The 12,089-nt window shown below is 66.3% G+C and carries 15 protein-coding genes; 11 read left to right on the top strand and 4 right to left on the bottom strand.

Annotation, left to right across the window (positions count from 1 at the left end; translation table 11 throughout):
• Nucleotides 1–56 precede the first annotated feature (56 nt).
• Nucleotides 57–572: a L,D-transpeptidase family protein gene (locus JX613_RS17300; protein ID WP_207102722.1), complete on the top strand. Its 516-nt coding sequence runs from the start codon at nt 57–59 to the stop codon at nt 570–572.
• A 42-nt stretch (nt 573–614) separates the two neighbouring features.
• Here the strand turns inward: JX613_RS17300 and dalA are convergent, their stop codons facing one another.
• Nucleotides 615–1,127 (bottom strand): divisome-associated lipoprotein DalA, encoded by a 513-nt coding sequence (gene dalA / locus JX613_RS17295; RefSeq protein WP_207102721.1) that lies wholly within the window; start codon nt 1,125–1,127, stop codon nt 615–617.
• A 223-nt stretch (nt 1,128–1,350) separates the two neighbouring features.
• Here dalA and JX613_RS17290 point away from each other — a divergent pair, with 223 nt between their 5' ends.
• On the top strand, nt 1,351–2,004 hold the full coding sequence (locus JX613_RS17290; protein ID WP_207102720.1) for a L,D-transpeptidase: 654 nt from the start codon (nt 1,351–1,353) through the stop codon (nt 2,002–2,004).
• A gap of 30 nt (nt 2,005–2,034) precedes the next feature.
• Here the strand turns inward: JX613_RS17290 and hemH are convergent, their stop codons facing one another.
• Together hemH and JX613_RS17280 are read right to left on the bottom strand one after the other, a co-directional pair.
• Entirely contained in the window at nt 2,035–3,063 is a 1,029-nt protein-coding gene (gene hemH, locus JX613_RS17285) for a ferrochelatase (RefSeq protein WP_207102719.1), read from the bottom strand.
• Nucleotides 3,060–3,899 carry a methyltransferase domain-containing protein gene (locus tag JX613_RS17280; protein ID WP_207102718.1) on the bottom strand — a complete coding sequence of 280 codons (840 nt, stop codon included), beginning with the start codon at nt 3,897–3,899 and terminating at the stop codon, nt 3,060–3,062. The genes hemH and JX613_RS17280 overlap by 4 nt, the downstream gene beginning before the upstream one ends.
• A 31-nt stretch (nt 3,900–3,930) precedes the next feature.
• Here JX613_RS17280 and JX613_RS17275 point away from each other — a divergent pair, with 31 nt between their 5' ends.
• From JX613_RS17275 to JX613_RS17265, 3 genes are all read left to right on the top strand, one after another.
• Nucleotides 3,931–4,662, top strand: a complete 732-nt coding sequence (locus tag JX613_RS17275; RefSeq protein ID WP_207102717.1) for a double zinc ribbon domain-containing protein — start codon at nt 3,931–3,933, stop codon at nt 4,660–4,662.
• 31 nt (nt 4,663–4,693) lie between these two features.
• A complete protein-coding gene (grxC, locus tag JX613_RS17270; RefSeq protein WP_207102716.1) occupies nt 4,694–4,966 on the top strand; it encodes a glutaredoxin 3 in 273 nt (90 codons plus the stop codon).
• A gap of 105 nt (nt 4,967–5,071) precedes the next feature.
• Nucleotides 5,072–5,545, top strand: coding sequence for a MarR family winged helix-turn-helix transcriptional regulator (locus JX613_RS17265; RefSeq protein ID WP_207102715.1), 474 nt, complete (start codon nt 5,072–5,074; stop codon nt 5,543–5,545).
• Here the strand turns inward: JX613_RS17265 and ubiG are convergent.
• Nucleotides 5,542–6,288 carry a bifunctional 2-polyprenyl-6-hydroxyphenol methylase/3-demethylubiquinol 3-O-methyltransferase UbiG gene (gene ubiG / locus JX613_RS17260; RefSeq protein WP_207102714.1) on the bottom strand — a complete coding sequence of 249 codons (747 nt, stop codon included), beginning with the start codon at nt 6,286–6,288 and terminating at the stop codon, nt 5,542–5,544. The genes JX613_RS17265 and ubiG overlap by 4 nt on opposite strands.
• 48 nt (nt 6,289–6,336) lie before the next feature.
• Between ubiG and pip the strand changes: the two genes are divergently transcribed.
• The 6 genes from pip to JX613_RS17230 all read left to right on the top strand — a co-directional run.
• On the top strand, nt 6,337–7,320 hold the full coding sequence (gene pip, locus JX613_RS17255) for a prolyl aminopeptidase (RefSeq protein ID WP_207102713.1): 984 nt from the start codon (nt 6,337–6,339) through the stop codon (nt 7,318–7,320).
• Between the two features lie 45 nt (nt 7,321–7,365).
• Nucleotides 7,366–8,445 (top strand): glycosyltransferase family 61 protein, encoded by a 1,080-nt coding sequence (locus JX613_RS17250; RefSeq protein WP_207102712.1) that lies wholly within the window; start codon nt 7,366–7,368, stop codon nt 8,443–8,445.
• 129 nt (nt 8,446–8,574) lie between these two features.
• Nucleotides 8,575–9,207, top strand: coding sequence for a ribosome maturation factor RimP (gene rimP / locus JX613_RS17245; RefSeq protein ID WP_207102711.1), 633 nt, complete (start codon nt 8,575–8,577; stop codon nt 9,205–9,207).
• Between the two features lie 3 nt (nt 9,208–9,210).
• Nucleotides 9,211–10,827, top strand: a complete 1,617-nt coding sequence (gene nusA, locus JX613_RS17240; protein ID WP_207102710.1) for a transcription termination factor NusA — start codon at nt 9,211–9,213, stop codon at nt 10,825–10,827.
• An 18-nt stretch (nt 10,828–10,845) separates the two neighbouring features.
• A complete protein-coding gene (locus JX613_RS17235) occupies nt 10,846–11,466 on the top strand; it encodes an RNA-binding protein (protein WP_207102709.1) in 621 nt (206 codons plus the stop codon).
• Between the two features lie 8 nt (nt 11,467–11,474).
• The coding region (locus tag JX613_RS17230; RefSeq protein ID WP_207102708.1) for a translation initiation factor IF-2 associated domain-containing protein at nt 11,475–12,089 on the top strand (615 nt) is incomplete at its 3' end.

Here is a 12,089-nt window from a genome sequence, read left to right as displayed (position 1 = left end):
CACATGGGAATGTGGTATCCAACGGTCATAAAAACCAGAAACGTCCAGAGGCAGTGATGTTCAAGCCAACGCGCCGCGCCGTCGCATTTTCCCTGCTTGCCTTTGTGGCGGCTTGCGGCAAGCCGGAAAGCAAGTTCAGGGCCTATAACGGCCCCGCCGTGACCCAGGTCGTCGTGAACAAGGGCGACCGCAAGATGTATCTTCTGCACGGGACGACCGTGCTGAAATCCTATGACGTGGGTCTGGGCAACGTGCCCGTGGGCCACAAGCAGTTCGAGGGCGACGGCAAGACGCCCGAGGGGATCTATTACATCGACCGCTTCAACCCGCGCAGCCGGTATCACCTGTCGGTGGGCGTGTCCTATCCGAACGAACGGGACGCGGCCCTGGCCGCCGCCCTGGGGCGTCACGCGGGCGGCGACATCTTCATCCATGGCCGCGGCCCCGAAGGCAACCGCTTCGCGCCCAAGAACCGCGACTGGACCGCGGGCTGCATCGCCATCAAGGACGAGGAGATCGAGGAAGTCTATGCGATGCTGCGGCCCGGCGTGCCGATCGTCATCAACCCCTGATCCAGAATCACAAAGGCCCCGGACATCCGGGGCCTTTTGCGTTCAGCTTCCCGTCAGCAGCGTCCACCACAGCTTGCCCGAGGGTTCCTGATACCAGGCGAAGCCCAGGTTCGTCGCCGCCGGATCCATGATCACGTCGCGCGTGTCCCGCGTGCCCATCCAGGCGCTCAGCGTCTGCATGTCGTTCTCGTAGGATTCCGAGATGTTCTCGCCCACGATGGTGCCCATGTAGCCTGCCCGCCGCGCCCGGTCCAGGGGCGAGGATCCGTCCGACCCCCAGTGCCAGGCGCGGTTCTGCGCCGACATGTCGCGCGAATGGGCCAGGGCCGCCGCCGACAGCTGCGGGTTCAGCGTCAAGGGCGGGGCCGCGACGTTTCCGCGCAAGGTGTTGATCTGCTGCAACACCCGGATCGGAATCTGCTGCTGCTCGGCGGCGCTGATCTGGTTGCCGGCGGGCGCGCCGGGCGCGGCAGCCCCGACCGGCGGCAGGCTGCGCGGCTGGCAGGCCGCCAGCGCCACCAGCGACAGAGCCGCGATCACCTTGTAATTCGGCATGTTTTCGCCATCCCTCGTTTCTTGTTGGGCCCAGATTTACCCAAGGACGCCCGGCCGATCAAACCCAAGAATCTGTGAAGCGCGGGGCCTGTGGCATGTTGGCCGCTGACATGACTTTGAGTTGCCGGAATCGCCGCCCGGGCGTAGTGGATTTCCCTGCCAGATGAGGCAGAGTGGTCAAGCCGCCTTGCAAGAGCGGCCATCCGTCGAAGGACATGTGACGATGAGCAAGTCATCCCCCATCACCCGCCGGACCTTCCTGGGTTCGGCCGCAGCGCTCGGCGCCGCCGGTCTGGCGATGCCGTCCTTGGCGCAGCAATACGACCCCTATACCGGCCAGCCGATCCAGGGCGCGGCGATCCCGGGCGCCACCCCCGACGCGGGGCAGGTGCAATACGATCCCAATGCGGACAGCCGCCACAACATCTCGAGCTTCGCGGGCCAAAGCTGGCAGCCCCATTTCGAGACCCTGACCAACGGCGCGATCCTGTGCGACCTGACCTCGCGCGCGGTGCATTTCTGGTCCGAGGACGGCAGCACCTATCGGGTCTATCCTTCCTCGATCCCGGTCAGCGAGGATCTGACCCGCACCGGCCGGACCGAGATCATCAAGAAGGTCGAAGGCCCCAGCTGGTCCCCCACCCCCGAGATGAAGGCCCGCAACCCCGAATGGCCCGATTTCGTGCCCCCGGGACCGGACAATCCGCTGGGCACCCATGCGCTGTGGCTGTCCTGGCAGTATTACCGCATCCACGGCACCCATGACACGCGCAAGATCGGCCGCAAGTCGTCGAACGGCTGCATCGGGCTTTACAACGAACACATCAAGGAACTGTTCGGCCTGGCCAAGATCGGCACGCAGGTCCTGGTGCTGTGACAAAGGGGGCCTCGGCCCCCTTTCCCTTGGCTAGACCCACCCGGCGATGTTGTCGCGGATGACGGCCAGCATCACCTCGACATGGGCGGGATCGTCGTTCAGGCAGGGGATATAGGTGAACTCCTTGCCCCCCGCATGTTCAAAGCTTTCGCGGATCTCGCCGTTGATCTCCTCCAGCGTCTCGATGCAGTCCGAGGCGAAGGCCGGAGAGATCACGGCGATGTCGGTGATGCCGCGTTTCGCCAGTTCGGCCACGTGTTCGACCGTATAGGGGCGCAGCCATTCCTCGGTCCCGAAGACGGACTGGAAGGTCGTGTCGATCACGCCGTCGGGCCAGCCCAACGCCTCTTTCAGCAGGCGCGAGGTCTTCTGGCACTGGCAATGATAGGGATCGCCTTCCAGCAGGTAACGCTTGGGCATCCCGTGATAGCTGGCGACCAGTTTCGCGGGCACCTTGTCGCCCAGCGTGCGGCGCACGGATGCGGCCAGCGCGGCGATGTAATCGGGGCGGTCGAAATAGGGCTCGCAGGTGCGGACCGCCGGTTGCCATTTCTGCGTCATCAGCGCGCGGAACAGCTGGTCGTTCGCCGTGGCCGAGGTCGCGCCCGCATATTGCGGATAAAGCGGCAGGAACACGATCCGCTGGCAGCCCGCCTTGACCATGCGGTCCAGCACGTCGTGGGTCGAGGGATTGCCGTAACGCATGCAGAATTCCACCATCACGCTGTCGCCCCATTCGGCCTGGGCGCGTTCGCGCAGCGCCTCGGTCTGGGACCGGGTGATGGTCATCAGCGGGCTTTCGTTCTTTTCCTCGTTCCAGATCAGCTTGTAGTTCTTGCCGGACGTGAAAGGCCGCTTGGTCAGGATGATGCCCTGGAGCAGCGGCTGCCATTTCCAGGCCGGATAGTCGATCACCCGCCTGTCGGACAGGAATTCGTTCAGATAGCGGCGCATAGACCAATAGTCATAGCCGTCCGGCGTGCCCAGGTTGGCGATCAGGATTCCGGTCTTTTTCGGCGGGATCCGGGGGTGGTTTGCAGGCGCATGGGCTGGCGTCATGTCTTCTTGGTCCTGATTTCTTTCAGCGCGTCTTCAAGTCGGGTCGTGGCCGATCCCGGCCGCAGCGGTTTGGGCTGCGTGTCCGAGGGCGACCATCCGGTCAGAAAGACCAGATCAAAGGTCACGGCGACACGGGACGGATCGTCGCGGTCGGCATGGTGCCGGGCCATGATGGCAGCGGCGCGGGCAAAGACCGCGGGCCGCGTCGGGCGGCGCAGGCGGGCGGCCATGGCGTTGCCCTCGCCCATGGCGCGCAGGTCATGGGCCAGGTGGAACAGGTCGCGATAGCTGGCCCTTTGCGGCAACAGGTCGGCCACCGGCAGGGCCAGGCCCGCGCGGCTGATCAGCTGGCCCAGGTCGCGGATCTCTCCCATCGGCAGGATGCGGGGGGACAGGCCGCCCGTCAGTTCCACCTCGGCCTGGGCCAGGGCGGCGCGCAGTTCCTGAAGCGTCTGGCCGCCGAAGCAGACAGCGATGAACAGCCCGTCCGGGCAAAGGGCGCGGGCGCATTGGACGATCTGGCCCACCGGATCGTCGGCCCAGTGCAGCGCCATGGCGTGGATCACCAAGTCATGCGCGCCCGGTTCCAGATCCAGCACGGGGTCGTCGGGGACGATGCGGGCATCGGGAAAGGATTGCGCCCAAAGGTCCGGGAAACCCGTCACCAGGGCGGGGGCGGTAAACCTTCTGTTAATCTCGGACAGCCTATCCTGGATCTCGTCGGCGGCAAGCCGGTGCAGCACATCGACGAAGCCCTGGCGATTCGCGCGGTCGCGCTGGCGCAGCAGCGCGGAACGGTCGGTCAGGGCGGGGCGGTCTGGCGGGGGCATGGTCATGGGGGTGGAACATAGGGTGCTTCAAGGGGCGATGAAAGGCGCGTTGCGCCTGCTTTATCCGCCGCAATGCGTGTCCTGCGGCGCGCCCGTGGCGGGGATGGGTCCGGGCCAGCTGTGCCCGGCCTGCTTTTCCGACACGCGCTTCATCACCGGCGCGGCCTGCGCCCGCTGCGGGGTGCCGCTGCCCGACGACGGGACAGGCGCGGACGATCCCATGCTGGCCTGCGACGACTGCCTGTCGATGGCGCGCCCCTGGGCGCAGGGCCGGGCGGCGATGGTTTACGCGGGCACCGGACGCAAGCTGGTGCTGGCGCTCAAGCACGGAGACCGGCCGGATCTGGCGCCTGCGCTGGCGGCTTGGCTGGCGCGGGCGGCGGGGCCGCTGATCGGGCCGGACACGATCGTGGCGCCGATCCCCTTGCATCTGCGGCGGCTGCTGAAGCGGCGGTATAACCAGGCGGCGCTGGTCTCGGGGCGGGTGGCGCGGGCGCATGGGGCGGCGCATCTGCCGGACCTGCTGGTCCGCCGCCGCCACACGGCAAGCCAGGACCATCGCGGCATCAGTGACCGTTTCGCCAATATCGCCGGCGCGCTGGCGGTGAATCCCCGTTGCGCGGTGGCATTGCAGGGGCGGCCGGTGCTGCTGGTCGATGACGTGATGGCGTCCGGCGCGACCATGGCGGCGGCGACGGACGCGCTGCTGGCGGCGGGTTCCGGGCCTGTTTCGGTCGCGGTTCTGGCAAGGGCGGTCAAGGATGCCTAGATAAGGGGCCACCACGAAAAAGGAGCGCCCCATGACCCAGCCTTCGATCACCATCTATACCACCCGCACCTGCCCCTTCTGCATCCGCGCCAAGGGCCTGCTGCGGGAAAAGAATGCGCAATACGACGAAATCGACGTGGGCGCCGATCCGTCCATCCGCGCGCAGATGACGCAGCGCGCCGGTGGCCGGCGCACGGTGCCGCAGATCTTCATCGGCAATCGCCATGTGGGCGGCTGCGACGACCTGTTCGACCTGGACCGCCAGGGCAAGCTGGACGCGCTTCTGGCCGGCACCGCCGCCTGACGCGGCGGCCTGCGGCAGGTTCCGGCAAAGGTCGGGCTTGACCAGGAACCCCCGGGCGAGGCAGGGTTCCTGCTTTGCCCGCCCGCGAACACCCCCCAGGGAAAAATGCCGATATCCGCGACCGAGACCGACCGCCCGCAGGCCAATGACCGGCTTGCCGCAAGCCTTTTCGCCGAGGTCTTGATCGCCGAACAGTTGTCGCGAAATCTGATCGGCAAGGCGCTGCCGCGCGGAATGCAGATCTCGCATTTCTCGGTCCTGAACCTGCTTGCCCATGTGAACGAGGAACGGACCCCCGCCCAACTGGCGCAGGCCTTCCACGTCACGCGCGGGGCGATGACCAACACGCTGTCGCGGCTGGAATGGGCGGGCCATGTCCATATCCGCCCCGACTGGGACGATGCGCGGCGCAAGTTCGTGTCGATCAGTCCAGCGGGCCGTGCGGCGCGCGACGCCGCCATCGCCGCCTTCATGCCCCTGATCGCCGAGGTCGTGCGCGACATCGGCGCCGACAAGGTCCGCACCGCCCTGCCCGTGCTGCGCGAATTGCGCATCCGGCTGGAGGACAGCGACGGCTAGCCCCCGCGCCGGGCGGTCAGGACATAGTTCACCGACAGGTCGCGGCCCGACAGCGACCAGCCGAAGCTGAGGGGGTTGAAGACCATCCCCCGCCGGTCGGCCACCGCCAGCCCCGCGCCTTCCGCCATCCCCGCCAGTTCGTCCGGCGTGATGAAGCGCGACCAGTCATGCGTCCCGCGCGGCAGCCAGCGCATGATCCATTCGGCCCCGACGATCGCCGCGCCAAAGCTGCGGGCCGTGCGGTTCAGCGTGGACAGGATCACCAGCCCGCCCGGCCGCACCAGATCCCGGCAGGTGGCGACAAAGGCCGAAGGCTCGGCCACATGCTCGACGATCTCCAGCGCCAGGACCACGTCGAAAACCTCGCCCCCGGCCGCCAGCGCCTCGGCGGTGGTGGCGCGATAGTCGATGGCAAGCCCCTGCCCTTCCGCATGGACCCGCGCCACGGCGATGTTGCCTTCCGCCGCGTCCGCGCCCACGACCTGCGCGCCAAGCCGGGCCATGGGTTCCGCCACCAGCCCGCCGCCGCAGCCGATATCCAGCACCCGCAAGCCGCCGAAGGGGCGCAGGTCGCGCCGGTCGCGCCCGAACTCGCCCGCGATCTGGGTGGCGATATAGTCCAGCCGCACCGGGTTCATCAGGTGCAAGGGCCGGAACTTGCCCCGGGGATCCCACCATTCGGCGGCCATCGCCTCGAACTTGGCGATCTCGGCGGGGTCGATGCTGGTGATGGGGCCGGTCATGGTCTGGTCCTTCTGGCGGGCGGGTTCGTCTGCGCTTATAGTAAGGGGATGGATCGATTGGCAGGACAAAACGCCGCATCGGCTGGCCGCCTTCACATGGCCGCGGAACCCTTTGCCCGCCACCTGCTGGAGGTCGGCGACGGCCACCAGGTGTATGTCGAGGAAAGCGGCAATCCCGAAGGCCGGCCCGTGCTGGTGCTGCATGGCGGCCCCGGCGGCGGCTGCAGCCCCTTCATGCGCCGCTTCTTCGACCCTGCCCATTACCGCGCGATCCTGTTCGACCAGCGCGGCTGCGGGCGTTCGCGCCCCCAGGCCTCGGTCCATGCCAACACGACGCAGCACCTGATCGCGGATATCGAGGTGATCCGGCAGACCCTCGGCCTCGAATCGGTGCTGCTGTTCGGGGGCAGCTGGGGGGCGACGCTGGCCCTGGCCTATGCCGAGGCGCATCCGGGCCGCGTGACCGGGCTGGTGCTGCGCGGCGTCTTCCTGGGCACGCAGGAGGAACTGGACTGGTTCTATGGCGGCGGCGCGGGACGGTTCTTTCCCGACCTTTGGGCGCAGTTCTGCGAACCGATCCCCCCATCCGAGCGCGGCGACATGATCGCCGCCTATCACAAGCGCCTGTTCGGGACCGATCTCGGCCGCCAGGGCCGCTATGCGCAGCCCTGGCTGATGTGGGAAAACGCGCTGGCGGGGCTGCAATCGGCCGCCGTCAGCCATGCGCCGCCCGATTACGCCCGCGCCTTCGCCCGGCTTGAAAACCACTATTTCCTGAACCGCTGCTTCCTGGAGGAAGGCCAGCTTCTGCGCGACCGGCATCGGATCGAGCATCTGCCCGCCGTGATCGTCCAGGGCCGATACGACATGGTCTGCCCGCCGCTGTCGGCCTGGCGCCTGGCCGAAGGCTGGCCCGGGTGCGACCTGCGCCTGATCCCCGCCTCGGGACATGCGCTGTCCGAGCCGCGCATCTCGGCGGAACTGGTCAAGGTGATGGATGCGTGGCGGGATGAGCCAGTCGGCCTCTCTTGACGCTGAACATTGGACACTCACTTGATCATGTTTTCAGGGTTTCACATGTCTCCATTTCAAACCGTCATCCGATATAAAACCGCGAGACTGAAGCAAAAGCTGCTTGGCTACCCGATCTTCGCCGACTTGCCCGAGCCGGAGCCTACGGCTGAGCCAAGGCAACTGTCCTGCCGCGCGGGCTTGTATGAACCCGACCAGCTTTCTCGAGTGCTGGGATGCAACCGTGGCGTCAGCTTGGCTTATGTCCTGGACGTGTGGACCCAGACCAAATGGATTGAAACCCCGATCTCGGTGTTCCGGCTTGGACCAGCCACGATAATTGGCGGAGTTGTTGCAACCAAGACGGCGCTCCACTGGATGGATTGGCCGCAGCCGAAATTCAGAGAGGCCTTTGACCAAAGTCCTGTCTCGGACGAGACGGTGATTGCCAACTCATTGCAGGGGCTGCGTTTCTTTGGTCATTGGCTTGGCGACGACTGCACCGCCTATGAGGAATTCCGCGATCATCCTGATTTGCGGTCCATGCGAAGACCCAAATGGAACGACCTTCCGTTCTTCGAACAAGCATTCGATCAACACTGGCAGGAAGATGCGATCATTCGCTCGAACAACCTTGTCCTGCTTCGCGCCCTTGGATTTGATCGACGGAAAGCCCAACATTATCGCAGCCTGCGCAAGAAGCTGCGAAAGACGGTTCCTGAACAAGGCCAGTCTGCGAAGATCGTCTATATCCGGCGCGGCGCCAGCGCCAAACCGCGTGCCATCGTCACAAATGAAGAAATGCTGATAGAGTGCTTTTCCAAGCAAGGGGTGGAGGTCGTGACACCCGAAGGAAACGCAAAGACCTTCGCCGAAAAAATCCTTGATGCATCAATCATCATTTCGGTCGAGGGCAGCCAGGCCTGCCATGCGATCTACGCATTGCGGGAAGGCGGAGCCTTGCTGGTCCTGCAGCCTCCCGACCAGGTCTACAGCGCGGCGCAGGAATGGATGCGCACGCTGGACCTGCACAGCGGCATGGTCATCGGCAAGGCGGTCGAAGGGGGCTTCACCATCGACCCCGACGAAGTGTTGCAGATGGTGGACCGGCTGCTGGCTTTGACGGAAAACCGCGAGGCCTGCTGAGCCGTCTTGCAATCGGCGGCATTTCCCCTTATATCGCCTTTCAACAGCGGCGCAGGCTTCCACCCCCTGCCCACCGGACGCTTCCGCATGGCCCGTTGTCGGGCCTTTTTTCATATCCGAAAGGATCTCATGTCGAACGATCTGATCGCCAAGACCGCCATCGACCGGCGTCTGGCCGAGATCATCACCCCAGTGATCGAGGATCTGGGGTTCGAGCTGGTGCGCGTGCGCCTGCAGGGCGGCAAGACCGCGACCCTGCAGATCATGGCCGACCGGCCCGAGGGCGGCATCAACGTGGACGATTGCGGCGACATTTCCGTGGCCGTCAGCGCCACCCTGGATGTCGAGGATCCGCTGGAGGACGCCTATCACCTGGAGGTTTCCAGCCCCGGCATCGACCGCCCCCTGACCCGCATGAAGGACTTCGAGACCTTCGAGGGCTACGAAGCGCGGCTGGAAACGAACCAGCCCATCGACGGCCGCAAGCGATTCAAGGGCGTCTTGGCGGGGGTCGAGGGCGAGGAAGTCCTGCTCAACATCGAGGAAGCGGGCGAGACGCAGACCATCGGGTTGCAGTTCGACTGGCTGTCGGATGCCAAGCTGGTCCTGACGGACGAGCTGATCCGCGAGATGCTGCGCCAGAAGAAGGAAGCCGGCGTCCAGATCGAGAACCTGGACGAAAGCGCCTTTGACGAGATCGAAGCCGAGACTGGCGAAACCGAAGACAACGACGGCGCGAACGACGCCGCTGCCAAGGAGTGAGTGATGGCAATCACCTCTGCCAATCAGCTTGAACTGCTGCAAACCGCCGAAGCCGTCGCGCGCGAGAAGATGATCGAGCCAGAGCTGGTCATCGAGGCGATGGAGGACAGCCTCGCCCGCGCCGCCAAGTCGCGCTATGGCGCGGAAATGGACATCCGCGTCAAGATCGACCGCAAGACCGGCAACGCCACCTTCACCCGCGTCCGCACCGTGGTCGAGGATGACGCGGTGGAAAACTACCAGGCGCAGCTGACGGTGGACCAGGCCCGCCCCTATCTGGACAACCCGCAGGTCGGCGACGTGATCGTGGACCAGGTGCCGCCCGTCGAACTGGGCCGCATCGCCGCGCAGTCGGCCAAGCAGGTGATCCTGCAACGCGTCCGCGAGGCCGAGCGTGATCGCCAGTACGAGGAATTCAAGGACCGCGCCGGCACCATCATCAACGGCGTCGTCAAGCGCGAGGAATACGGCAACATCATCGTGGACGTGGGCCGGGGCGAGGCCATCCTGCGCCGCAACGAAAAGATCGGCCGCGAAAGCTATCGCCCGAACGACCGCATCCGCGCCTATGTCAAGGACGTGCGCCGCGAATCGCGGGGCCCGCAGATCTTCCTGTCGCGCACCGACCCGCAGTTCATGGCCGAGTTGTTCAAGATGGAGGTGCCCGAAATCTATGACGGCATCATCGAGATCAAGGCGGTGGCCCGCGACCCCGGTTCGCGCGCCAAGATCGCCGTGATCAGCTATGACAACTCGATCGACCCGGTCGGCGCCTGCGTGGGCATGCGCGGCAGCCGCGTGCAGGCCGTGGTGGGCGAGCTTCAGGGCGAAAAGATCGACATCATCCCCTGGAACGAGGATCAGGCCACCTTCCTGGTCAACGCCCTGCAGCCCGCCGAGGTCAGCAAGGTCGTCTTCGACGAGGAAGCCAACAAGATCGAGGTCGTGGTTCCCGACGAGCAGTTGTCCCTGGCCATCGGGCGGCGCGGCCAGAACGTGCGCCTGGCCAGCCAGCTGACCGGCATGGACATCGACATCCTGACCGAGGAGGAGGAGTCGAAGCGCCGCCAGGCCGAGTTCAACGCCCGCACCGCGCTGTTCATGGAGGCGCTGGATCTGGACGAATTCTTCGCCCAGCTTCTGGTGGCCGAGGGCTTCACCGACCTGGAAGAAGTGGCTTACGTCGATCTGGACGAGCTTCTCTCCATCGAGGGCGTGGACGAAGGCACGGCCGCCGAATTGCAGGCCCGCGCCCGCGACGTGCTGGAGGCCCGCACCAAGGCCGCGCTTGAAAACGCCCGCGCGCTTGGCGCCGAGGACAGCCTTATTGAATTCGAGGGGCTGACCCCCCAGATGGTGGAGGCACTGGCCAAGGACGGCGTGAAGACGCTGGAGGACTTTGCCACCTGCGCCGACTGGGAACTGGCGGGCGGCTGGACCACGGTGAACGGCCAGCGCGTCAAGGACGAGGGGCTTCTGGAGCCCTTCGACGTGTCCCTGGAAGAAGCACAAACCCTGGTGATGACCGCCCGCGTGCAGCTGGGTTGGGTCGATCCGACCGAACTGGAAGGCGATGCCGAGGAAGCCGAGACCGCTGACGACCAGGAGGCCGGGGCGTGATGCCCCGGATTCGCCCGCTTGAGCCGCGGTGGTCGCATCAAGGATCACGATGAGCCCGAAAGGCGCTGCATCGTCACCGGAGAGGTCCAGCCCAAGGCTGGGCTGATCCGTTTCGTGGCCGGGCCTGACGGCCAGGTCGTGCCGGACCTGGCCGAAAAGCTGCCGGGCCGGGGACTGTGGGTCAGCGCGGATCGCGCGGCCATCGACAAGGCGGCGGCCAAGGGGTTGTTTTCCCGCGCCGCCAAGGCCCCGGTCAAGGCCCCCGAGGGGCTGGCCGACATGGTCGAAGCAGGTGTGGCCAAACGGCTGGTCGAACTGGTATCATTGGCGCGCAAGTCGGGCCGGGCGGTGGCGGGGTTCGAGAAGGTCAAGGGCTGGCTGGCCGAGGGGCGCGCAAAGGTGCTGCTGCAGGCCAGCGACGGATCGGACCGCGGCAAGGGAAAGCTGTGGACGCCGACAGGCGGTCGTTGGTTCGGCTGCCTGACCGCATCAGAATTGGGTTTGTCCTTCGGGCGCGATCATGTCATACACGGCGCGCTTGCGGCGGGTGGCCTGACGGACAAGGTGATCTTGGAAGCCGGCAGACTGACGGGTCTGCGCGGGCATGACGGCGGCAATACGGCGGCCGGGAAGGAATGAAGACGCAGATGAGCGACAAAGACGGAAAATCGACCTTGGGACTCGGCGGCAGCGGCCGCTCGGGCCAGGTCAAGCAAAGCTTCAGCCACGGCCGCACCAAGAGCGTCGTCGTGGAAACCAAGCGCAAGCGCGTCGTGGTGCCGAAACCCGGCGCCCCGATGAGCGTGGCCGACAAGGCCAAGAACCCGCTGACCGCCAAGGTCGCCAGCGACCCGTCCAAGCGCCCCGCCGGCATTTCCGACGCCGAGATGGAGCGCCGCCTCAAGGCCCTTGCCGCCGCCAAGGCGCGCGAGGTCGAGGAAGCCGCGACCCGCGCCGCCGACGAAAAGGCGCGCGAGGAGGAACGCGAACGCCGCCGCGCCGAGCTTGAGGCCAAGGAGCGCGAGGAACGCGAACGCGAGGAAGCCCTGCGCCTGAAGGCCGAGGAGGACGCCCGCCGCGCCCGCGAGGCCGAGGAACGCGCCAGGGCCAAGGAAGAACCGAAAGCCGCCGAACGCCCCGCGCGCGCCACCGACACCAAGCCCGCCGGTGCCCGCCCGGCAGGCGCACGGCCCGCTTCCCCCGACCGCGCCGCGATCGAGGCTGCGGCCGCGCGTGCCGAAAAGCCCGGCGTGGCGGCGGGC

Source organism: Paracoccus shandongensis, from assembly GCF_017315735.1.
GTDB lineage: Bacteria > Pseudomonadota > Alphaproteobacteria > Rhodobacterales > Rhodobacteraceae > Paracoccus > Paracoccus shandongensis.
The sequence above is the reverse complement of the archived record's forward strand: the minus strand, read 5'-3'. Positions and strand labels throughout refer to the sequence as shown.

Excerpts from the sequence above, each read along its gene's own strand:
- dalA (WP_207102721.1), bottom strand. The coding sequence starts at position 1,127 with ATGCCGAATTACAAGGTGATCGCGGCTCTGTCGCTGGTGGCGCTGGCG.
- grxC (WP_207102716.1), top strand. The coding sequence starts at position 4,694 with ATGACCCAGCCTTCGATCACCATCTATACCACCCGCACCTGCCCCTTC.
- JX613_RS17280 (WP_207102718.1), bottom strand. The coding sequence starts at position 3,899 with ATGACCATGCCCCCGCCAGACCGCCCCGCCCTGACCGACCGTTCCGCG.
- JX613_RS17275 (WP_207102717.1), top strand. The coding sequence starts at position 3,931 with ATGAAAGGCGCGTTGCGCCTGCTTTATCCGCCGCAATGCGTGTCCTGC.
- JX613_RS17290 (WP_207102720.1), top strand. The coding sequence starts at position 1,351 with ATGAGCAAGTCATCCCCCATCACCCGCCGGACCTTCCTGGGTTCGGCC.
- JX613_RS17265 (WP_207102715.1), top strand. The coding sequence starts at position 5,072 with ATGCCGATATCCGCGACCGAGACCGACCGCCCGCAGGCCAATGACCGG.
- ubiG (WP_207102714.1), bottom strand. The coding sequence starts at position 6,288 with ATGACCGGCCCCATCACCAGCATCGACCCCGCCGAGATCGCCAAGTTC.
- pip (WP_207102713.1), top strand. The coding sequence starts at position 6,337 with ATGGATCGATTGGCAGGACAAAACGCCGCATCGGCTGGCCGCCTTCAC.
- JX613_RS17250 (WP_207102712.1), top strand. The coding sequence starts at position 7,366 with ATGTCTCCATTTCAAACCGTCATCCGATATAAAACCGCGAGACTGAAG.
- rimP (WP_207102711.1), top strand. The coding sequence starts at position 8,575 with ATGTCGAACGATCTGATCGCCAAGACCGCCATCGACCGGCGTCTGGCC.
- nusA (WP_207102710.1), top strand. The coding sequence starts at position 9,211 with ATGGCAATCACCTCTGCCAATCAGCTTGAACTGCTGCAAACCGCCGAA.
- hemH (WP_207102719.1), bottom strand. The coding sequence starts at position 3,063 with ATGACGCCAGCCCATGCGCCTGCAAACCACCCCCGGATCCCGCCGAAA.
- JX613_RS17300 (WP_207102722.1), top strand. The coding sequence starts at position 57 with ATGTTCAAGCCAACGCGCCGCGCCGTCGCATTTTCCCTGCTTGCCTTT.